Here is a 21,939-nt window from a genome sequence, read left to right as displayed (position 1 = left end):
TGAGCTGCGGGTCTACGGCGGCAAGTGCCTGGACGTGAACGGGGCCGGGACGGCGGACGGCACCGCCGTGATCATCTGGGACTGCAACGGCCAGAACAACCAGAAGTGGCGACTCAACGCCGACGGCACGATCACGGCGGTCGGAGCCAACAAGTGCCTGGACGTCTCCGGGTACGGCACCGCCAACGGGACCAAGGTGCAGATCTGGACCTGCACCGGCGGCACCAACCAGAAGTGGACCCGCATCTGAACCCGTCCGACGACGCGCCCCTCGACGCCCCACTGTCAGGAGGGAACACTCATGTCCCGACGTCCGTGGCTCACCTTGCTGACCACGATGGCGCTGATCACTCCCGGAGCGCTCGCGCTCGACGCCTCCCCGGCGAACGCGCTCGTCATCCCGGCGTCCGACTACCAGCAGGTGTCTCTCGCGTCGGGAGGCGCGGAGCTGGGTGAGGCGATGTCGCTGGCCGTGATGCCGAACCGGTCGGTGGTGCACACGGCGCGCGACGGCACGGTGCGCGTCACCGATGTCAACGGCAACACGAAGATGGCAGGCAAGCTCAACGTCTACAGTCACGACGAGGAGGGCCTGCAGGGGGTGGCGGTGGATCCCGACTTCGCGTCGAACCGGTACTTATGGCTCTACTACTCGCCCCGGCTGAGCACGCCGAACGGCGATGCGCCGAGCAACGGCTCGCAGGCCCAGTTCGACCAGTGGAAGGGCGAGCTGCACCTGTCCCGGTTCACCCTCAAGCCGGACGACACCCTCGACCTGGCCAGCGAGAAGGTGGTCCTGCGGGTCCAGAACGACCGCGGCCTGTGCTGTCACGTGGGCGGGGACATCGACTTCGACGCCGCCGGAAACCTCTATCTGACCACCGGCGACGACAGCAACCCCTTCGAGTCGAGCGGTTACGCCCCGCTGGACGAGCGGACCGACCGCAACCCGCAGTTCGACTCCCAGCGCACGGCCGCCAACACCAACGACCTGCGCGGCAAGCTCCTGCGCATCAAGCCGCAGCCCGACGGCACCTACACGATCCCCAGCGGCAACCTGTTCGCGCCGGGGACGGCGAAGACCCGGCCGGAGATCTACGCGATGGGCTTCCGCAACCCGTTCCGGATGAGCGTGGACAAGGCGACCGGCGTCGTCTACCTCGGCGACTACGGGCCGGACGCGGGTGTGACCGACCCCAACCGGGGGCCGAGCGGGCAGGTGGAGTTCGACCGCATCACCGGTCCTGGCAACTACGGATGGCCGTACTGCACGGGCACGAACACCACCAGCGAGACCTACAACGAGTGGAACTTCGCCACCAACAGCACCGGCCCGAAGTTCAACTGCGCGGGCGGCCCGACCAACAACTCCTTCCGTAACACCGGCCTGACCACGCTGCCTCCGGCGAAGCCGGCGTGGATCAAGTACGCGGGTGACTCGGGAAGCCCGCCGGAGTTCGGCTCCGGGTCGGAGTCGCCGATGGGTGGCCCGGTCTACCGTTACGACCCCAACCTGAACTCGGCCGTCAAGTTCCCGCAGACGCTCGACGGGCGGTATTTCGCCGGTGAGTACGGCCGGCGCTGGATCAAGGCGATCGAGGTCAAGGCGGACGGCGGCTACGGGGAGATCTCGGCGTTCCCCTGGTCGGGAACGCAGGTGATGGACATGGCCTTCGGCCCTGACGGGGCCCTGTACGTCCTCGACTACGGCGACGGGAACAACAACCAGGCGCTGTATCGCATCGAGTACATCGGCAAGGCCAACCGCAATCCGATCGCCAAGGCGTCCGCCGACAAGACGTCGGGACCGGCCCCGCTGACGGTGAACTTCTCCTCGGCGGGCAGCTCCGACCCCGAGGGCGGCGCGCTGACGTACTCGTGGAACTTCGGCGACGGCACCACCTCCACGGCGGCGAATCCGAGCAAGACCTACACCGCCGACGGCTCCTACACGGCGACGCTCACGGTCCGGGACCCACAGGGTCTCACCGGCACGGCGAGCGTGATCGTGAACGTCGGCAACACCGCGCCGACGGTCACCCTCACCACCCCTGCCGACGGGCAACTGTTCTCCTTCGGTGACACCGTGCCCTTCGAGGTCACCGTCAGCGACCCGGAGGACGGCACGATTGACTGCGCCGGGGTCACCGTCACCTACTTCCTCGGCCACGACAGCCACCGCCACCAGATCACCTCCAAGACCGGCTGCTCGGGCTCCATCTCGGTGCCAGTCGATGGGGAGCATGACGCCGCGGCCAATATCTACGGCGTCTTCGAGGCCTCCTACACCGACAAGGGCGGTCTGACCTCCACGAGCGACCGTACGCTCCAGCCGCGGCACCGGCAGGCCGAGCACTTCGGCGCCCAGCAGGGCATCCAGACGGCCGACCACGCCACCGCGGAAGGCGGCAAGACGGTCGGCTTCACTGACGACGGCGACTGGATCTCCTTCCAGCCGTACAACCTGGGCAACGCGACGAGGATCACCGCCCGGGTGTCCTCGGCCGGCGCGGGCGGCCGGATCGAGGTGCGGGCGGGCTCGGCGACGGGCACGCTGCTGGGAACGGTGAACGTGGCGAGCACCGGCAGCTGGGACACCTTCGCCGACGTCTCGGCGAACCTCAGCGGCGCGCCGGCCGGCACGACGACCCTCTACCTGGTCTTCCGCGGCCCGACCGGACAGGGCTACCTGTTCGACCTGGACGCCTTCACCTTCGACACCGGCACCCCGCCCTCAGGGAGCACGAGTGCGCTCAAGGGTGTGGGGTCTGGTCGGTGCCTGGATGTCAGCGGAGCCTCGCAGGCCAACGGCGCGCAGGCGCAGATCTGGGACTGCAACGGGCAGGCGAACCAGCAGTGGACGTCGACCGCCGCGAGTGAGCTGCGGGTCTACGGCGGCAAGTGCCTGGACGTGAACGGGGCCGGGACGGCGGACGGCACCAGCGTGATCATCTGGGACTGCAACGGCCAGAACAACCAGAAGTGGCGCCTGAACGCCGACGGCACCATCACCGCGGTCGGAGCCGACAAGTGCCTGGACGTCACCGGCTCCGGCACCGCCAACGGCACCAAGCTGCGCATCTGGACCTGCACCGGAGGAACCAACCAGCGCTGGACCCGCGTCTGAAAGGACAGCCATGCTGCGACGCCTGTCAGTGACGGTGGCGGCGATCACCGCCGCCGCGACGATGATCCCCGCCATTCCCGCCCAGGCCGCCGCCTTCAAGGTGCTGGTGTTCTCCAAGACGGCCGGGTTCCGGCACGACTCGATCCCCAACGGGATCCAGGCCATCCGCGACCTGGGGGCGGCCAACGACTTCGCCGTCGACGCCACCGAGGACTCGAACGCCTTCAGCACGGCCAACCTGGCCCAGTACAAGGCGGTGGTGTTCCTCAGCACCACCGGTGATGTGCTGAACGACAGCCAGCAGGCCGCCTTCCAGACGTACGTGGACGGCGGGGGCGGTTACGTGGGGGTGCATTCGGCAGCGGACACCGAGTACAACTGGCCGTACTACGGGCAGCTGATGGGGGCCTGGTTCAACAACCACCCGGCGATCCAGCAGGCCACCGTACGGAACGAGGACCGGGCGCACGCCGCGACCGCCCACCTGGGGGCGACCTGGTCACGTACCGACGAGTGGTACAACTACCGCACCAACCCCCGCCCGAACGTCCGGGTGCTGCAGAGCCTGGACGAGGGGAGCTACAGCGGCGGCGGCATGGGCGATCACCCGATCACCTGGTGTCACCCCCAGTCCTCCGGCCGCGCGTTCTACACCGGCCTGGGGCACACCCAGGAGTCGTACGCCGACCCGAACTTCCGCACGCTGCTGCTCGGCGGCATCCGGTACGCGGCCAAGGCCACCAACGCCGACTGCCGCCCGGAGACCGGGTACACGACGCTGTACAACGGCTCGACGACGGGCTGGTCGCAGGCCGGGCCGGGGTCGTTTGCCAACAGCGACGCCACGCTGACCTCCCAGGGCGGCCTGGGCATGCTGTGGTACAGCGCCAAGGAATTCCGCTCCTACTCACTCAAGCTCGACTGGAAGATGACCGGCGACTCCAACTCCGGCGTGATCGTCGGGTTCCCGGCCACCAGTGACCCTGACGCCGCGCTCAACACCGGATATGAGGTGCAGATCGACGCGACCGACACCCCTGACAAGACGACCGGGGCGATCTACGGGTTCAAGACCGCCGACATCGCCGCCCGCGACGCGGCACTGAACCCGCCGGGTCAGTGGAACACCTATGAGCTGCTGGTGGAGGGTGAGCGGCTGCAGGTGTTCCTGAACGGCACCAGAATCAATGATTTCACCAACACCGATCCGGTCCGCTCGCTCCAGCAGGGCTACATCGGCATCCAGAACCACGGCTCCGGCGACGTGGTGTCATTCCGCAACCTCCGCATCAAGGAACTGACCAGCACGCCGGGCGGTACGGGTGCGCTCAAGGGTGCGGGGTCCGGTCGGTGCCTGGACGTCAGCGGCGCCTCGCAGGCCAACGGCGCGCAGGCGCAGATCTGGGACTGCAACGGGCAGGCCAACCAGCAGTGGACCTCGACCGCCGCGAGTGAACTGCGGGTCTACGGCGGCAAGTGCCTGGACGTGAACGGGGCCGGGACGGCGGACGGCACCAGCGTGATCATCTGGGACTGCAACGGCCAGAACAACCAGAAGTGGCGACTCAACGACGACGGCACGATCACGGCGGTGGGGGCGAACAAGTGCCTGGATGTCGGCGGCACCGCCAACGGCACCAAGGTGCGCATCTGGACCTGCACCGGAGGGACCAACCAGCGCTGGACCCGCGTCTGAAGTCCTCGCCCCGGCGCGGCCCCCGATCGGGCGCCGCGCCGGGGTATGGCTGTCAGCTGAACACGGTGTTGCGGCGCAACTGCCACGGCACGCGAGCGGCGAGCGCGGCGCCGTGCCGGGCCACGGCTCGAACGACCAGGGCCGCGAGGGCGTCCTGGAAGCGGTCGTGGCCCTGCCACAGCGGCCGGTCGTCGCCCTGGATGGTCAGCCGGCGCATGGCGTCCGTACCCGGCACCGAGGCGAGGCCACGCAGGACGGTGAGCAGCGCGTTCCTGTGATGAGCGGGTAGCTCGTTCGCGGAGTCGCCCCGCATGGGGACGCCCGGCAGCTCACGCTCGTACGTCACCACGACACCCTCGTGCTCCTGGACCTGGAAGATCTCCGGGGTGGCCACGGATCGGCTCCGGCCGCCTCGGCCTTCAGCGAGATCTCCATGCGCGCATTAGATCAGACCGCCTGACCGCGACCGCGGGCGGTGCGCGGTCAGCGGCTCCGCCGGGCCAGGCCGGCCAGGAGCTCCTTGACCTCGGTCGCCTCGTAGGAGTCACGGTCGAAGGGGCCGATGATCAGCGGGCCGTCGTCGGGGAGGTCGGGCAGCCGGCCGTGACTGCCCCGTACCGGCGCCGGGTCGAGCGGCACCACCCGCATCGTGTAGCGGAAGCCCAGCTTCTTCCTGGCCAGCGCCGCCGCCGCACGGAGCTTGACGAACGGATCGCTCGGGTCCATGAACAGCTCGGCGGGGTCGTAGCCGGGTTTGCGGTGGATGTCCACGAGCCTGGCGAAATCCGGTGCGCGGTCGTCGGAGAGCCAGTAGTAGTAGGTGAACCAGGCGTCGGGCTCGGCCACCGCGACGAGCTCGCCGGCGCGTTCGTGGTCGAGCCCGTACTTCGCCTTCCCCGCCCGGTCCAGCACCTCGTCCACGCCGGGCAGCTCGGCGATGACGGCGCGGGTGCGGTCGAGGTCGGCGGGGTCGCGCACGTACACGTGGGCCACCTGGTGGTCGGCGACGGCGAAGGCCCGGGACGTCCACGGGTCGAGGTACTCCATCCCGGCCTGGGCGTAGACCTCCAGGAGACCCGCGGTGCGCAGGGCCCGGTTGATGTCCACCGGGCGGGAGGCGGGGGTGATGCCGTATTCCGAGAGCACGACCACCTCGGCCTCCTCGGCCAGCAGCGGAGCCAGCGCGGCGTCCACGGCGCGGGCCGCCGCGATCGCCTCGGGACCGGCGGGGCCGTACCGCTGGAGGTCGTAGTCGAGGTGAGGCACGTAGACCAGCAGCAGATCCGGCCGTTCGCGGGCCAGGATGCGGCGGGCCGCGGCGATGATCCATTCGGAGGAGGCGATCCCCGCGTTGGGCCCCCAGTAGGTGAACAGGGGGAACGGCCCCAGCGCGGCCTCGAGGTCGTCGTGGAGCGAGGGCGGGCGCGTGTAGCAGTCGGGCGACTTGCGGCCGTCGGCGTGGTAGACGGGGCGCGGGGTGACGAGCAGGTCGGTCGGCGCGCCCATCGCGTACCACCAGCAGACGTTGGCGGTACGCAGGCCGGGCGCGGCGGTCCACAGCTGCTCGCCCTGGATGAGCGCGTTGTGCTGGCGCCACAGCAGCACCTCGCCGAGATCCCGGAAGTACCACCCGTTGCCGACGATGCCGTGGTCGCGGGGCATCGAACCGGTCAGCAGGGTGGCCTGCATCGAGCAGGTGACGGCCGGGAGCACGGGCCGCAGCGCGGCGGCCGTGCCCGCCTTCGCCACGTTCGGCATGTGCGCGAGCAGGCGCGGGGTGAGCCCGACGACATTGATCACGACCAGCGGTGCCATCACGTCTCCTTCAGCCCGAGAGCGGCGAGCTGCCCCCGCATCCAGTCGAGCTCGGCGGCGATGCCTTCGGCGACGTCCGCCGGCGCGCCGGGAAGCACGTTCCACGTGTAGGTCTCCACCTCGACGTGCCTGGTCAGCGGAGGTTCTCCGCCGACGAGCGCGTCCAGCAGGTCACGCAGGTAGGGGGCGCTGGTGGCGAGCGGAGGGGGCGGCGCGTCGTGCAGCGGGACGTGGAAGTGCACGCGCCAGCTCTCGTCCGCGGGCAGGCCGCCGGCCAGCGCCTCGCTCAGGTCGTCGGCGTACCCGGTGGCGGAGCGCGTCTGGTGGAGGAAACGGGCTTCGTCGAACGCGGCCAGCGCCCGCTGTGCCCCCGGCGGGGCCACCAAGGCGCACGACGCCTGGAGCTTCACGATCGGCAGCCCGCTGCCGGCGCCCGCGCCGGGTTCCTCGAAACCCACGGCCATGTGACAGGCGTCCAGGCAGAGGCCGAGGTAGTCGTGATCCACGTCGCTCAGCAGGGCGGTCGCCTGGGGCGTCGTCTCGATGACGCAGCCGGGCTCCGGCTCGAAGCCCAGCCGGATCACCTTGCCGGTACGGCCGGCCAGCGCGCGCAGGCCCTGGGTGACCGCGTCGAGATTGGCCATGACCGCTGCTGCTTTGTCGTTCGTCCACCCGGTCCGCCAGGCGAGGGGGAGGGTCGAGATCGAGCCCTCGGTGACGTCGTCCGGCAGCAGCGTGGCCAGGATCTCGGCGAGCCCGAGCGTGTGGCGCAGTCGCTCCGCGTCGGCCCAGTCAGGGGTGTAGACGCGGTACTTCACGATCTCGTCGTGGAAGCCGCGGTAGGGGAACCCGTTGAGGGTCACGACCTCCAGCCCGAGCGCGGTCAGCCGCTCGCGCAGTGCGGCGAGCTCCCCGGGCCGGGCGAGGAGGTCCGCGGCGGCGCGCTGGGACAGCCAGAGCCCGAGCCCGAGCCGTTCGACGCCGAGCAGGCGCCTGACCCGCGCGGCGACGCCGGACAGCTGACCGTGGATGCCGGGGAGATCCTCGGCGGCGTGGACGTTGGTGCAGTAGGACAGATGCACGGTCGAGCCGTCCGGATGGCGCAGCCGCATGGTCAGCCCCGCCTGATCGTGTTGCCGGCGTAGTCCTCGCCGGCTTCCGAGCCGGCCCCGAGGTCGAGACGGCCGCTCTGCCCGTAGAAGGCGACCGGGTTGCGCCACAGCACCCGGTCCACGTCGTCACCGCCGAAGCCGGCCGCGAGCATGACATCGGCCACCTCACGTGTCTTGAGCGGGTCGCTCCGTCCCCAGTCGGCGGCCGAGTTCACCAGCATCCTGTCCGTGCCGTACTCCTTGAGCAGGGCCACCATCCGGTCCGGGTCCATCTTGGTGTCGGGGTAGATCGAGAACCCCATCCAGCAGCCCGAGTCCGCGACCATGCCGACGGTCATCTCGTTGAGGTGGTCGATGAGCACCCGTTCGGGGGGTATCCCGGCGTCCCGTACCACGTGGAGGGTCCGGCGGGTGCCCGCGGCCTTGTCCCGATGCGGAGTGTGCACGAGCACCGGAAGATCATTCTCCTGCGCCAGGATGAGCTGGGCCTCGAAGGCCCGTTCCTCCTCTGCTGTCATCGAGTCGTAGCCGACCTCGCCGACCGCGACGACGGAGTCCTTCAGCAGGTACCGCGGCAACTCGGCCAGCACCCCCGCGCACCGCGGATCGTTCGCCTCCTTCGGGTTGAGCGCGAGCGCGCAGTGGTGGTGGATGCCGTACTGCGCGGCGCGGTACGGCTCCCAGCCGAGCAGCGCGTCGAAGTAGTCGAGGAAGCTGCCCACGTTGGTACGGGGCTGCCCCAGCCAGAAGGCGGGTTCGACGACGGCCCGGACCCCCGCGGCGTGCATGCGCCGGTAGTCGTCGGTGGTCCGGGAGGTCATATGGATGTGGGGGTCGAAGATGCGCATTCAGCTCCTCTCCAGGACGTCGCGCGGGACGGGCCGGCCGGCCGCCCGCAGCTCCGCCGCGTAGTCCGACAGCATCCGGGCCAGTTCGGCGTCGAAGCGGCGGTCCAGCCCGGCCACCGCCGCGAGCGGGATCGACATGAAGACGCACTTGAGCACCCCTTGACGGAAGGAGTGGTCGTCCAGCCACGCCGAGCCGTACGGGCCGAGGGCCGCGGCGACCAGCCGCGCGTCATTGGTGCGCAGCGCGTCCTCCACCAGCCCGACCGCCGTCCCTTCCAGGTCGAGCTCATGCAGGACGGTCAGGATGGCCAGCCGCTCGCCGCTGTCGCCCGCCTCGTACAGGCCGCGGATCACCGCGGGATGGCCGTGCAGCGCGCCGAGCAGCGCGCGCCGGGCGCCGGGGCCGCCCCGCCGTCCGGCCTGCGGGAAGAGCCGGTGGATCGCGTACGGGTCAGCCTCGACCTGCCGGACGGCCTGGGCCAGCCACTCCTGTGCCGGCTGCTTCATGTGCCCTCCTCAAGAAGTCGATCGAGCGGCGGGCGACCTGCGGGGCCGCATGGCTGTGCCGGGCCAGCTCCACGGCCACCAGACCCGCGTAGCCGTGCAGAGCGGCGAGCACCGGCACGAAATCGATCTCACCCTCGCCGAATTCCAGGTGCTCGTGGACTCCCCGGCGCATGTCCTCGATCTGCACGTGCACGGTGTACGGCAGCGCCCGGCGGACACACGTGGCCAGGTCCTCCCGCTCCACGCAGTGGCAGTGCCCGATGTCGAGGGTGAGACCGAACCGGGTAGGGGCACCGAGCATCGCGCGCAGACGCTCGAACCCGTCCAGGTCGGCGACGAGCATCCCGGGTTCGGGTTCGAAGCCCAGCGTGACGCCCAGCCGGTCGGCCTCGTCGAGCAGCTGTGCGCACCGGCGGGCCAGCCGCGTGTACGCCTCCGCCTCCGGCATGCCGTCGGGCCGGACCCCGCTCCACAGATGCACCACGGGCGCGCCCAGGTCGGCGGCGACCCGCATCGCCGTGATCAGGAACTCCACTCTTCGCCCGGCGTCGTCGCTGATGAGGGTCGGATGGTGTTTGCGCAGGGGATCGAGGGTGTAACGCCCGCCCGTCTCGACGACGGCATCGAGGCCGAGGCGTTCGAGGAGCCCGGCGATGCGCGACACCTCCGCTGCCAGACCGGGGGAGTGCGGGTCGAGATGACCGTGGTCGAGCGTGATCGCCGCACCGGTGTACCCCAGATCGGCCAGGACAGCCAGCGCCTCGGGGAGCCGGTGGCCGGCGAAGCCGTTCGTGCAGTAGGCCCACTTCACGATGTCGCCACCCGGGACGAGAGCCACTTTCCCACGGGCAGCGAACACAGCAGCGCGCCCGCCGTCGCGAACCGCCCGCCACCGGCGACCGCCGCCGCCTGGAGCGGAATCAGGCAGAGGATGCTCAGGCGGACGGCCTGCCGTACGTTCTCCGGGTCGGGGCGGGCCCGTAACCCGGCCTGGACCGGGAGAGTGGAGGCGAGATAGCCGGCGATGAGGACGCCCGCTCCTGCCTGGGCGGCGGCTCCGTTGCGCACGCAGGAGACGGCCGCGAGCCCGGCCGCTGCGGTGCTGGCCATGAGCGCGCGCTCGGCGGTCCCGCGTGTCGCCCCCGTCACCTCGGCCCGGCCCAGGACGCTGATCCCGTAGGTGTGCGCGCCTATCGCCAGCGCCGCCGGCACGGCGGCCCTGGCCTGCTCGCCGGCGCCCAGGAGCACGTCCAGCACGCGGCAGGCCGCCATCGACGCCGGTCCCGCCGCCGTCCGTTTGAGCCTCAGGTCGTAGGCCCACACCGCGCCGGCCAGCAGGCCGGCGACGGTGAGAGCGCGACGGCCGCCGGCGACGGCGGCGGTGGCCAGGCCCGCGCCGGTCAGGGCGGCCGCGAGCCCGAGCGCGGCGCCCGGGCGCACCCGGCCTGACGGGATTGGGCGTTCAGGACGCTCGACGGCGTCCGCCTCACGGTCCGCCCAGTCGTTGAGCGCCATTCCCGACCAGTACATGAGCACCGACGCCAGGGCCAGGCCGGGCGCCGGACGCCGTCCTGCGGCGGCGGCCCCCGCCATGGTGTCCCCCGGCACCGACAGCGCGGCCGGTGCGCGGACCAGCTCGAGCAGCGCCCTCATGACAGCTCCTCGGCGAAGGCGCGCAGCCGGGCGTACTGGGCGGACAGCGCGTGCTCGTCCGTCCCCAGCGGACTCTTGAAGAAGTAGCCGAGCTCGGGGAGGACGCCATGCCGCCCTTTCTCGTGCGCGCGGGCCACCAGCCGGGCCAGGTCCAGGACGAGCGGAGCGGCCAGCGCCGAATCGCAGCCCTGCCAGGTGAACTGCAGCCTCATCCGCACGCCGAGAAAGCCGTCGAAGGTCACGTGGTCCCAGGCGGTCTTCCACTCTCCGAGGTCCGGGACGTAGTCGATGTGCGTCTCGCCCTCGACGGGTCCTCCCAGGACCTTCGCGACGACCTGATCCTTGGAGAGCTGCTTGCTGGACCTGGCGGCCGGATCGGCGAGTGTCGCCCCGTCGCCGCCGCCGAGCAGGTTCAGCCCGGACCAGGAGCGGACCCGCAGTGCCCGGTCGGCGAACATGGGCGCCAGCGTGCTCTTGACCAGGGTCTCGCCGGTCTTGCCGTCGCGTCCCGCGTACGGCACGCCCCGCCGGGCGGCGAGTTCCGCCAGGGCGGGCAGGGTCGGCCCGGTGGAGGGGGTGAACTCCACATAGCCGCACCCGGCGTGGAAGGCCGCAAAGGCGTACAGCGAACTCGGCGGCAGGACGTCGTCGCCTGCGGCGAGCCGCTCCTCGAGGTCGGCCAGCCGCTCGAACTCCGGGCGCGGATCCACCGGAGGCTCGGTCGACGACACGTTGACGACGACCACCCGGGCCAGCCCGTGCCGGGCGCGGAAGCCGGCGATGTCGTCGATCAGCCGGGTCGCGGCCCGGCCGCCGTCGCCGGGGACGTACCCCGGCCGGATCTCGGCGTCGGCGGCGTCCAGGTCGGACGCGAGCAGGCCCGGCAGGTCCGGTGACATGACCCCTGCTCTGCCCAGCTGTTCGGCGCGCTTGCGTAAGGAGGTCTCGGTGATGTCATGGCCGCCGAAGACCAGGTCGGCCAGTGGAACCAGGTGCCCAGGAAAGCCTGGGGTCTCGCTCACGCATCCTTGCGGGGATGCCGCACCCGCCCTGATGGCCGCGGCGCCCACGATGGCAGTGGTCGCCACGGATCCCCGTGCCCCGATCAGCCACACACCGAGCTTGTCCATGAAAGCTCCATCGTGTCGGGGACTGCCCCCGTATGCGGAAGGCATCCGGTATGCAAGTATCCGCGATAGTACGAGCTACTTTTGTCGATGGTCAAGCATAAGCAGGCTAATCGCCCGGCCTATCATCCGCCCGCTCGCGGCCATCACCACCTCGATTGTCAGGGATGACGTCTCTCAGGGTCCCCTCCGGCTTATGTCGTACCGGTGGGAACTTTTGCTTGACCATCGATATAAGCAGGCTTAGCATCCCGCAACGTAAGGCATATGAGCCCGAAAATGCCGAGGAGGTGGAGCGCGTGCTGAGCATGCGCGGCATCGGCAAGAGCTTCCTGGGCGTGCGGGTGCTGTCCGGTGTCGACCTGGACGTGACGGCCGGCGAGGTCCACGCTGTCGTCGGGGAGAACGGCGCCGGCAAATCCACCCTGATGAAAATCATCTGCGGGGTTCACCCGCCGGACGACGGCACGATCGAGATCGACGGCCGGCCCGTCTCCTTCGGCCATCCGCTCGAGGCGCGGCGCTCCGGCATCGCGATCATCTACCAGGACTTCAACCTGCTGCCCGAGCGCACTGTCGCCGAGAACGTCTTCCTCGGGCGCGAACCCGTCAGGCGCGGCCTGGTCGATCGGGCCGCCATGGAGGAGGCTACCGCGCGGCTCCTCGGCGAGCTGGGCGAGGACCTCTTCGGACCCCGCGACACCGTCAAGCGGCTGTCGGTGGCCCAGCAGCAGATCGTCGAGATCGTCAAGGCGTTGTCGGTGAACGCCCGGCTCGTCGTCATGGACGAGCCCAGCGCGGCGCTCGCCGAGCACGAGGTCGAGTTGCTCCACCGGCTGATCGGGCGGCTCAGGGAACGCGGCGTCGCCGTCGTGTACATCTCCCACCGATTACGCGAGGTGTTCGACCTCGCCGACCGGGTCACCGTGCTCAAGGACGGCTCGCGCGTCACCACACTCCCGATCGGCGAGGTGACCCCCGACGAGCTGATCCGCCTGATGGTGGGCCGCGACCTCGGCACCTACTTCCCACCCCGCTCGGCCGGCGCGGGAGAGGTACGGCTCAGCCTGCGCGGAGCGGGCAACCACAAGCTTCGCGACATCGATCTGGAGCTGCGTGCCGGGGAGATCGTCGGCATCGCGGGGCTGCAGGGATCCGGCAGATCGGAGCTCGCCAAAGCGATCTTCGGCGCCGAGCCGTTCACCACGGGCGAGATGACCCCGTCGCGCCCGCGCTCGGTCCGTGAAGGCGTGGCCATGGGCATCGGGCTGGTGACCGAGGACCGCAAGGCCGAAGGGCTCGCCCTGCGCCAGTCCGTGCGCGACAACGCCCTGCTCGTCGCCCGCGCGGTGGGCGGCAAGCGCCGCGACGGCCTCCGCGACCTGCTCCGACGGGTACGCCTCTCGCCTCCGCGCCAGGAACAGGAGGTCCGCTACCTGTCCGGAGGCAACCAGCAGAAGGTCGTGCTCGCCAAATGGATGACGATGGCGCCCCGGGTGCTGCTGTTCGACGAACCGACCCGGGGCGTCGACGTCGGGGCCAAGGCCGCGATCCACGACTTGATGCGTGAACTGGCGAATGACGGCATGGCCATCATGATGATCTCCTCCGAGCTGCCCGAGCTCATCGGCATGAGCGATCGCGTCGTCGTCCTGCGCGACGGCCGCATCGCGGGCGCGCTGCCGGCCGGGGCCTCCGAGGAGGCCATCATGCGCCTGGCCGCGGGAGAGGCGGCCTGAATGAACCTGCTCGTGCGCGTGCGCCGTCCCGCCCGCCGCGGCGAGCCGCACGGCGGCCTCGCGGCGCGGTTGCGCGAACCCACGCAGGTGGTGTTCCTCGCGCTGCTCGGCCTGGTCGCGGTCGGCTGGGTCCTCGTCACGCTCGACGGCGGCCAGTTCCTGACCATGGAGAGCGTCGTCGGGATCCAGCAGCGTTCGGCGGCCCTCGGCATCGTGGCGATCGGGCAGACGCTGGCGGTCCTGGCCGGGTCGCTCGACCTGTCCGTGGCGTACCTGATCAGCCTGGCCTCGCTGGTCGCGGCGGAGGTCATGGCGGGCCAGGACGGGAACATCGTGCCGGCGGTCGCCGCGGTGCTGGCCGTCAGCGCGCTGGTGGGGCTGGTCAACGGGCTGGTCATCACCAGGCTGCAGGTCCACGCCTTCATCGCCACGCTCGGCGTCGCACTGATCATCAAGGGCATCGTCGACCACCTGTACGACGGCCCGGCGGGCAAGGTGCCCGAGTCGTTCCAGCTCCTCGGCTACTCCCGCGTCGGGCCGATCCCCGTCTCCGCCATGCTCTGGGCGGGCGTGGCCGTCGTGGCCTGGTTCCTGCTGAGCAGGACCCGGCTGGGATACCGGATCTACGCGGTGGGCGGGAACGAGGAGGTGGCCCGGCTGTCCGGGATCCGTACGGGCCGGGTCATCGTGATCACCCACGTGCTCTGCTCCGTATGCGCCGGCATCGCGGGCCTGCTGCTGGCCGGCAGGCTCGGGGCGGGGGCGCCCACGGTGGGCACCGACGGCGGCTACGACCTGGAGTCCATCGCCGCGGTCGTGCTCGGCGGGACCGCGCTGGCCGGAGGCAGGGGCGGGGTCGCCGGGACCGTGGGCGGGGTCCTGCTGCTGGCCGTCCTGGACACCATCTTCAACCAGCTCGAGGTCAACTCCTTCGTCAAGGACGTGGTCCGCGGCGTGGTCATCGTCATCGCGGTGGCCGTCTACGCCCGGCGCGGAACAAGGCGGTCGGCATGAAGCGGGCACTTCCCATCCTCGCGGTCCTCGTGGTGCTGCTGGTCGCGATCGCGGTCGTCAACCCCTTGTTCCTGGAGCCCGCCGGGTTCCTGGCGTTGCTCAAGCGGGCCGCGCCGCTGGTGATCCTCGCCGCGGGACAGTATTTCGTCATCGTCTCCGGCGAGTTCGACCTGTCGGTCGGCTCGCTGGTGACGGCCGAAGTGGTGATCGCCGCGCGGCTCATCGACGGCGACGAGGCCGCGACCTGGCCGGTACTCGCCCTGCTGATCGTCGTCGGGCTGCTCGTCGGACTGGTCAACGGCGTGGTCACCACCAAGCTGCGGGTGCCGTCGTTCATCGTGACGCTCGGCATGCTGCTCATCCTCAGCGGGGCGGTCTTCCTCTGGACCGGCGGCGCGCCGCGTGGCGCGCTGTCGGAGGGCTTCCGGGTGTTCGGCCGCGGCGGCCTCGGGCCGCTGCCGTGGTCGGTGCTGATCCTGCTGGCCGTGGGCGCGGCGGCGATCTGGCTCATGCGCGCCGATTTCGGCAAGACCCTCATCGCCACCGGTGACAACGAGCGCGCCGCGGCACTGTCCGGCGTCCGGGTCGACCGGGCCAAGATCTTCGCCTTCATGCTCTCCGGCCTGGCCGCCGCCGTCGCGGCGATCCTGCTCGGCGGTTTCGCCGGGGTCTCGGCGCAGGTGGGCCAGGGACTCGAGTTCTCCGCCATCACCGCGGTCGTCCTCGGCGGAGTGGTGCTCGGCGGCGGCCGCGGCTCCGTGCCGGCCGCCATGGCCGGGGCCTTCACGCTGGAGGCGCTGTTCACCCTGCTCAACCTGTACGGAATCTCGGGGGCGCTGGAATCCACCGTGCAGGGCGTCATCATCATCGCCGCGGTCGCGGCGGGAGCCATCCGACTTCCCCGGAAGTTCACCCCCCGAAGAGGAGACGCACATGCCGCGTCATAAGGCCGCAGTCGCCGTGTTCGCCGCGCTCGTCCTCGCCGGCTGCACCACCGACAAGCCGGCGGCCACCACCCGGCCCGCAGCGCCTGCCGCGAGCGCTCAGGGTTCGGGTACGGGCGCGCAGTCGAAGTTCTTCGTGCAGGCGGACTTCGACGCCCAGTTGGCCATGCGCTCCCAGACCCCGCAGGGCCCCGCGGACAAGCCCTGGGAACAGGCCATCGCCCCGAAGATGACCGACACGGCCACGTACAAGAAGGACGGGCCGTACCACCTGTGCTTCTCCAACGCGGCGGTCGACAACCCCTGGCGCCAGGTCGGATGGAAGACGATGCAGGCCGAGGTCGGCCTGCACAAGGAGATCGGGAAGTTCACCGCGCTGGACGCCGAGGGCAAGGACGACAAGCAGATCTCCGACATCGCCGAGCTGCAGGCCAAGGGCTGCGACGCGCTGATCGTCTCGCCGAACACCACGGCCACGCTCACCCCCGCCGTGACGGCCGCCTGCGGGAAGGTGCCCGTCATCGTGTTCGACCGGGGCGTGGAGACCGACTGCCCGGTGACGTTCATCAAACCCATCGGCGGCTACGCCTTCGGAGCCGACGCCGCCGAGTTCCTGGTCGAGAAGGTGCCGGCGGGCGGGAAGGTGCTGGCGCTGCGCATCCTGCCCGGCGTGGACGTGCTGGAGACCCGCTGGTCGGCGGCGAAGGTGGTCTTCGACAAGAGCAAGCTGCAGGTGGTGGGGGTGGAGTTCACCGACGGCGACGCCGCCAAGACCAAGAGCATCGTCAGCGACTACATCCAGCGGTACGGCAAGATCGACGGCGTCTGGATGGACTCGGGCGCCACGGCGGTGGCGGCGATCGAGGCGTTCGAGGACGCGGGCGTGCCGGTGCCGCCGATCAACGGCGAGGACCAGCAGGACTTCCTGCAGAAGTGGAAGGACGCGGGCCTCACCGCCGTCGCGCCCACGTACCCGACCTACCAGTGGCGTACCCCGGTCATCGCCGCGCTGAAGATCCTCAAGGGCGAGGAAGTGCCCAAGAGGTGGAACCTGCCGCAGCCCAAGGTCACGAGCGAGAACCTGTCGGTCTACCTCAAGCCCAACATGCCGCCGCTGCACTACGCGCTGTGCGGTTGCGAGGACCTGCCCGGGTTCCCGGAGACCTGGGGCGGGAAGAAGAGCTGATCGGCCCCTTCCGCGAACCGACGACGAAGAGGGACGCCATGTTCTCCATCGGAGTGAACACCTGGGTCTGGGTCTCCCCGCTGACCGACGACGACCTGGCGCGGCTCGCACCCCGCATCGCCGGATGGGGCTTCGACGTCATCGAGCTGCCCGTCGAGCAGCCCGGTGACTGGAACCCGGACAAGGCCGCGGCGGTGCTGGCCGAGCAGGGGCTGGCGGCGTCCGTGGTGCTGGTCATGCCGCCGGGGCGCGAGCTCGTGGCCGCCTCCCCGGAAACCGTCCGCGACACCCAGGACTATCTGCGGCACTGCGTCGACGTGGCGGTGACCGTCGGCTCCCCGGTGATCGGGGGACCGGCGTACGCCTCGGTCGGCCGTACGTGGCGGCTGTCACCGGACGAGCGCCGAGGGGTCTACGCCGAGTTGCGTGAGCACCTTCGGCCCGTCCTGGACCACGCGGCCGAGCGCGGGGTGAAGCTCGCGGTCGAGCCGCTCAACCGATATGAGACCAGCCTCGTCAACACCGTCGAGCAGGCGCTGGAGGCGCTGCCCGAGGACTGCCACCTGGCACTCGACATCTATCACATGAACATCGAGGAGAAAGACCCCGCGCTGGCGGTGCGGGTCGCGGCGGATCGGATCGCGCACGTGCAGGTGTGCGGCACCGATCGGGGCACACCGGGGGACGACCGCTTCGACTGGCCCGGCTTCACCCGGGCGCTGCACGACGTCGGCTACCGAGGCCCGCTCGTCATCGAGTCCTTCACCGCGCACAACCGGACCATCGCGACCGCGGCGTCCATCTGGCGGCCCCTCGCGGAAACCCAGGACGCGCTCGCCCTGGACGGCCTCGCCTACCTGCGCACTCTATGAAAATTTCATACTTATTGAGCGGCTGATCATTCCAAGGGCATGCCGTTTACTCACTCATTGACTGTGGTGAGACGGTGCTGCATCGCTTTCACCTGCAGATTCCGAGCAAAGGTGAGCTCGGGTTTGCGCGATAAGCATGCTTGACACATATGTTTGGCCTACCTATTTTCGAATCGATTCGACACTCTGTCGCATGGCCCAGGAGATCCTTCATGCGAACATCACGCCTGCTTTCCGCCCTTGCCGCAGCCTTATTAGGGCTGTGGCTGTCCGCGGTGCCTCTGGTGGCGCACGCGGCCGCTCCGCAGTTCAAGGTGCTGCTGTTCACCAAGACCGCGAGCGGCGCCTACCGGCACGACTCCATTCCCGCCGGTATCGCGATGTTCCAGCAGCTGGCGACCGACAACAACTTCCAGCTCGACCAGAGCGAGGACTCGGCCGTCTTCACGACCGCGACCCTGAACACCTACGACGCGGTGATCATGCTGCAGACCAGCGGCATGGTGTGGGACACCGACGCCCAGCGCCAGGCGCTCCAGGCCTATGTGCGCAGCGGTCACGGCATCGTCGCGATCCACAACGCCACCGACATGAACATCGAGACGCAGTTCCCCTGGTGGGACCAGGTCGTCCTGGCCGGTGCGCACATGACCGCGCATTCGGCGATCCTGCAGGGCACCGCCAAGGTGGCCGACAAGGTTCATCCCTCCACGAAGGGGCTGCCGGATCGGTGGACGCGTACGGAGGAGTGGTACAACTTCGACAAGAACCTGCGCGGCTCGGTGCACGTGCTGGTGACCGCGGACGAGACCACCTATGACGCGGGGCCGAACAAGATGGGCGCCGACCACCCGATCTCCTGGTGTCACAACCCGGAGGGCGGCCGGGTGTGGGCCACCGCGATGGGCCACCAGGCGTCCTCCTATTCGGAGTCGCTGTTCAAACAGCACCTGCTCGGTGGGGTGAAGTGGGCGGCGGGCGCGGCGCCGGGCGACTGCGGCGGCACTGTCGCGGCCCGGTTCCAGAAGGTCACCCTCGACGGCGCACCGGACCAGCCGATGGAACTGGACGTGGCCGGCGACGGCCGGGTCTTCTACATTTCGCGCTCGGGCAAGGTGAACCTGATCCCTGCCAACGGTGGGGGCACGCGCGTCATCGCCACCCTGTCGGTGTACGACGGCGGCGAGGACGGCGGTGTCGGGCTGGCGCTGGATCCGAACTTTGCCACCAACGGCTGGATCTACGTCAACTATTCGCCGTCCAACGGCGGTGAGGTGAACCGGGTGTCGAGGTTCACCTTCAACGGCACCAGCCTCGACCTGGCGAGCGAGAAGAAGATCATCGAGGTTCCGGCGTACCGCAACGTCGACGAGCCCGGCCACACCGGCGGCTACCTCGCGTTCGGGCCGAACGGGAACCTGTACATCGGCCCGGGTGACGACACCAATCCCAACGGGTCCAGCGGCTACGCTCCGATCGACGAGCGGCCGGGCCGGGAGCATTACGACGCCCAGCGGTCCGCGGCCAACACCAACGACCTGCGCGGCAAGATCCTGCGTATCCACCCCGAGCCCGACGGCACCTACACGGTTCCGTCAGGCAACCTGTTCGCGTCCGGCACCGCCAAGACGCGGCCGGAGATCTACGCGATGGGCTTCCGCAACCCGTTCCGCTTCTCGGTCGACAAGGTGACGGGCTGGATCTCGCTGGGTGACTACGGCCCCGACGCGGGCGCCGCGAACTCCAGTCGCGGTCCCGAGGGCACCGTCGAGTGGAACCTGATCAAGCAGCCTGGCTTCTACGGCTGGCCGTACTGCGTCGGCAACAACATCCCGTTCAACGACTTCAACTTCGCCACCAACACCTCCGGCGCGAAGTTCAACTGCTCGGCACCGGTCAACGACTCGCCCAACAACACCGGCCTGACCAGTCTGCCCGCGGCCAAGCCCGCGACCGTCTGGTACAACTACCACGCCTCGGCCGAGTTCCCCGAGATCGACTGCTGCGGCGGTGCCGCCCCGATGGGCGGCCCGTTCTACCGCTACGACCCGGCCGGCGGCTCTGACCGCAAGTTCCCCGAGTATTTCGACGGCACGCCGTTCCTCTACGAATGGAGCCGCAACTTCGTCAAGGAGTTCCGCCTGGACTCCTCGGGCAACCTGCTGAAGATCAACCCCTTTGCGGCACAGCTCGCGCCGCATGCGCCGATCGACATGAAGTTCGGTCCGGACGGCGCCCTGTACATGGCCGACTGGGGCAACGGCTTCGGCCACACGAACACCGATGACAGCATCTACCGGGTCGACTACGTAGCCGGAAACCGCGCGCCCCTGGCCAAGGCGAGCGCCAGCCCTGACTCCGGGGCGGCGCCGCTCACGGTGGCGTTCTCCTCGGCCGGCTCGTCCGACCCCGACGGCGACGCGATCACCTACGCGTGGGACTTCGGCGACGGCGGGACCTCCACCAGCGCCAACCCGTCCCACACCTACAACGCCAACGGGACCTACACCGCCAAGCTGACCGTACGGGACTCCGGCGGGAAGACGGGCAGCGTCACGTTGTCCATCGCCGTCGGCAACACCCGTCCCAAGGTCGTCTTCTCGGCTCCGCCCGACGGCGGGTTCATCGACTTCGGCGACCAGGTGGCCTACACGGTGAACGTCACCGATCCCGAGGACGGGGCCGTCGACTGCGCCAAGGTCAACGTGATCACCGCGCTCGGCCATGACCAGCACGCCCACGACACCGGCCAGTACACCGGTTGCTCCGGGACGGTCACGACCACCGCCTCCGGCCATGACGAGGCCTCCAACGTCTACTACGTCCTGTCCGCCGACTACACCGACAAGGACGGCCTGAAGGGCAGCGCCGGCATCACCCTGCAGCCCAAGCACAAGCAGGCCGAGCACTTCACCGGCTCGTCCGGAATCCGGATCGTCGACGAGCCCGGAGCCGAAGGCGGCAGGCGCATCGGCGACATCTCCAACAACGACTGGATCTCCTTCAGCCCGATCAACCTGTCCGGGATCGACACGGTGTCCTTCCGTGTCTCGGCGCCGTCCAACACCGGGGCGTCCATCGAACTGCACGCCGACTCGCCGACCGGGGCGCTCATCGCCTCCAGCCCGGTGCCGGCGACCGGGGGGTGGAACTCCTACGTGTCCCTGCCCGCGGTGCAGGTCACCGATCCCGGTGGCACCCGCAATGTCTACGTCGTGTTCAAGGCGCCGTCCGCGAACTCGTTCGACGTGGACTCGTTCACCGTCAACGGCAAGGGCGTCGGGCAGGGTGACGGCTCGCCCCCCGGCAGCACCAGCGCGCTGCGTGGTGTGGGGTCGAACCGGTGCCTCAACGAAGACTCGCAGACGAACGGCACGCAGGCGCAGATCTGGGACTGCAACGGCCAGCCCGGCCAGCAGTGGACGTCGACCGCCGCGGGTGAGCTGCGGGTGTACGGCAACAAGTGCCTGGACGTGAACGGAGCGGGGACGGCGGACGGCACTGCCGTGATCATCTGGGACTGCAACGGGCAGAACAACCAGAAATGGCGACTCAACGCCGACGGCAGCATCACCGCCGTCGGAGCGAACAAGTGCCTGGACGTCAGCGGCGCCGGCACCGCCAACGGCACCAAGGTGCAGATCTGGGCGTGCAACGGCCAGAACAACCAGAAGTGGACCCGCGTCTGATCCCCGTGTGACGTCCGAACCCTGGAGCCGGCCGTGATCTGGCGGGCTCGGCCTCGCGCCGAGCCCGCCAGATCCGTCTCACGCCATCAGCGCTGCAGGGTCAGCAGACCCGGCCGGTAGGGCAGGAGGCCGTAGTCGCCGCCGGAGTTGGGATTGCGTCCCTGGTAGAGCAGCTGCAGGTTGCAGGGATCAACGGTGAAGGTCTGATCGGCGCTGGTGCGGATCAGTTCGCCGTGGCTGATGTCGTTGGTCCAGGTGGCGCCGCTGTTGGCCTTGCCGGCGAAGGGGTTGCCCTCGGTCGCGGCCTGCGGTGTCCACGAACCGCCCAGGCTGGTGGCGGTGAACGAGCGGAAGTAGCGGCCCTGCGCGCCGATCGCCTCGACGAGCATGAGGTATCGGTTCTGGCCCTGGAGCTTGTAGACCTGAACGGCTTCGAACAGGTTGTTCGTCGTGTCACTCATGACCACGGTCGATGTGCTGCCGAAACTGCCCGGGAAGTTCCCGATGGGCATGCCGGCCCGGTAGATCTTGCCGTTGTCCCCGGCGAAGAACAGGTACATGTTCGTGCCGTCACCGATGAGCGTCTGGTCGATGGGTCCTGTTCCGGAGC

The 21,939-nt window shown here is 69.7% G+C and carries 18 protein-coding genes; 9 read left to right on the top strand and 9 right to left on the bottom strand.

Going from position 1 to position 21,939, the window contains the following annotated elements:
- The 3 genes from AB0J64_RS53565 to AB0J64_RS53555 all read left to right on the top strand — a co-directional run.
- Positions 1–250, top strand: a 250-nt coding sequence (locus tag AB0J64_RS53565) for a ricin-type beta-trefoil lectin domain protein (protein ID WP_364045659.1), incomplete at its 5' end; no start/stop codon positions are given.
- A 51-nt stretch (positions 251–301) separates the two neighbouring features.
- Positions 302–3,127: a carbohydrate-binding protein gene (locus AB0J64_RS53560; protein WP_364045657.1), complete on the top strand. Its 2,826-nt coding sequence runs from the start codon at positions 302–304 to the stop codon at positions 3,125–3,127.
- A gap of 10 nt (positions 3,128–3,137) precedes the next feature.
- Positions 3,138–4,823, top strand: a complete 1,686-nt coding sequence (locus tag AB0J64_RS53555; protein ID WP_364045655.1) for a ThuA domain-containing protein — start codon at positions 3,138–3,140, stop codon at positions 4,821–4,823.
- A gap of 52 nt (positions 4,824–4,875) precedes the next feature.
- On the opposite strand, the gene AB0J64_RS53550 is transcribed toward AB0J64_RS53555, so the two are convergent.
- The 8 genes from AB0J64_RS53550 to AB0J64_RS53515 all read right to left on the bottom strand — a co-directional run bounded on the left by AB0J64_RS53550 (position 4,876) and on the right by AB0J64_RS53515 (position 11,888).
- Entirely contained in the window at positions 4,876–5,217 is a 342-nt protein-coding gene (locus tag AB0J64_RS53550) for a hypothetical protein (protein ID WP_364045653.1), read from the bottom strand.
- Between the two features lie 89 nt (positions 5,218–5,306).
- Complete coding sequence (locus AB0J64_RS53545) at positions 5,307–6,638, bottom strand: nucleotide pyrophosphatase/phosphodiesterase family protein (RefSeq protein ID WP_364045651.1); 1,332 nt, start codon at positions 6,636–6,638, stop codon at positions 5,307–5,309.
- The gene (eboE, locus tag AB0J64_RS53540) at positions 6,638–7,750 is read right to left on the bottom strand and encodes a metabolite traffic protein EboE (RefSeq protein ID WP_364045649.1); all 1,113 of its coding nucleotides are present in this window, start codon (positions 7,748–7,750) and stop codon (positions 6,638–6,640) included. The genes AB0J64_RS53545 and eboE overlap by 1 nt, the downstream gene beginning before the upstream one ends.
- A gap of 2 nt (positions 7,751–7,752) precedes the next feature.
- Positions 7,753–8,598: a TatD family hydrolase gene (locus AB0J64_RS53535; protein ID WP_364045647.1), complete on the bottom strand. Its 846-nt coding sequence runs from the start codon at positions 8,596–8,598 to the stop codon at positions 7,753–7,755.
- On the bottom strand, positions 8,599–9,105 hold the full coding sequence (locus tag AB0J64_RS53530) for an EboA domain-containing protein (protein WP_364045645.1): 507 nt from the start codon (positions 9,103–9,105) through the stop codon (positions 8,599–8,601).
- Entirely contained in the window at positions 9,050–9,916 is an 867-nt protein-coding gene (locus tag AB0J64_RS53525; protein WP_364045643.1) for a sugar phosphate isomerase/epimerase family protein, read from the bottom strand. The genes AB0J64_RS53530 and AB0J64_RS53525 overlap by 56 nt, the downstream gene beginning before the upstream one ends.
- Entirely contained in the window at positions 9,913–10,758 is an 846-nt protein-coding gene (locus AB0J64_RS53520) for an SCO3242 family prenyltransferase (RefSeq protein WP_364045641.1), read from the bottom strand. The genes AB0J64_RS53525 and AB0J64_RS53520 overlap by 4 nt, the downstream gene beginning before the upstream one ends.
- Entirely contained in the window at positions 10,755–11,888 is a 1,134-nt protein-coding gene (locus AB0J64_RS53515) for an inositol-3-phosphate synthase (RefSeq protein WP_364045639.1), read from the bottom strand. The genes AB0J64_RS53520 and AB0J64_RS53515 overlap by 4 nt, the downstream gene beginning before the upstream one ends.
- A gap of 305 nt (positions 11,889–12,193) precedes the next feature.
- On the opposite strand from AB0J64_RS53515, the gene AB0J64_RS53510 reads away from it, so the two are divergent.
- The 6 genes from AB0J64_RS53510 (at position 12,194) to AB0J64_RS53485 (ending at position 21,329) form a co-directional block, all read left to right on the top strand.
- Positions 12,194–13,624: a sugar ABC transporter ATP-binding protein gene (locus AB0J64_RS53510; protein WP_364045661.1), complete on the top strand. Its 1,431-nt coding sequence runs from the start codon at positions 12,194–12,196 to the stop codon at positions 13,622–13,624.
- The gene (locus AB0J64_RS53505; RefSeq protein ID WP_364045637.1) at positions 13,625–14,638 is read left to right on the top strand and encodes an ABC transporter permease; all 1,014 of its coding nucleotides are present in this window, start codon (positions 13,625–13,627) and stop codon (positions 14,636–14,638) included.
- Positions 14,635–15,585: an ABC transporter permease gene (locus AB0J64_RS53500; protein ID WP_364045635.1), complete on the top strand. Its 951-nt coding sequence runs from the start codon at positions 14,635–14,637 to the stop codon at positions 15,583–15,585. The genes AB0J64_RS53505 and AB0J64_RS53500 overlap by 4 nt, the downstream gene beginning before the upstream one ends.
- Positions 15,572–16,768, top strand: a complete 1,197-nt coding sequence (locus tag AB0J64_RS53495) for an ABC transporter substrate-binding protein (RefSeq protein WP_364045633.1) — start codon at positions 15,572–15,574, stop codon at positions 16,766–16,768. The genes AB0J64_RS53500 and AB0J64_RS53495 overlap by 14 nt, the downstream gene beginning before the upstream one ends.
- Before the next feature lie 38 nt (positions 16,769–16,806).
- The gene (locus AB0J64_RS53490) at positions 16,807–17,640 is read left to right on the top strand and encodes a sugar phosphate isomerase/epimerase family protein (RefSeq protein WP_364045631.1); all 834 of its coding nucleotides are present in this window, start codon (positions 16,807–16,809) and stop codon (positions 17,638–17,640) included.
- A gap of 212 nt (positions 17,641–17,852) precedes the next feature.
- A complete protein-coding gene (locus AB0J64_RS53485) occupies positions 17,853–21,329 on the top strand; it encodes a ThuA domain-containing protein (protein WP_364045629.1) in 3,477 nt (1,158 codons plus the stop codon).
- An 86-nt stretch (positions 21,330–21,415) separates the two neighbouring features.
- Here AB0J64_RS53485 and AB0J64_RS53480 read toward each other — a convergent pair.
- Positions 21,416–21,939 (bottom strand): non-reducing end alpha-L-arabinofuranosidase family hydrolase (locus AB0J64_RS53480; protein WP_364045627.1); only part of this gene is annotated, 524 nt, incomplete at its 5' end.

It is taken from the genome of Nonomuraea sp. NPDC049695 (assembly GCF_040674955.1).
Lineage (GTDB): Bacteria > Actinomycetota > Actinomycetes > Streptosporangiales > Streptosporangiaceae > Nonomuraea > Nonomuraea helvata.
The sequence above is the reverse complement of the archived record's forward strand: the minus strand, read 5'-3'. Positions and strand labels throughout refer to the sequence as shown.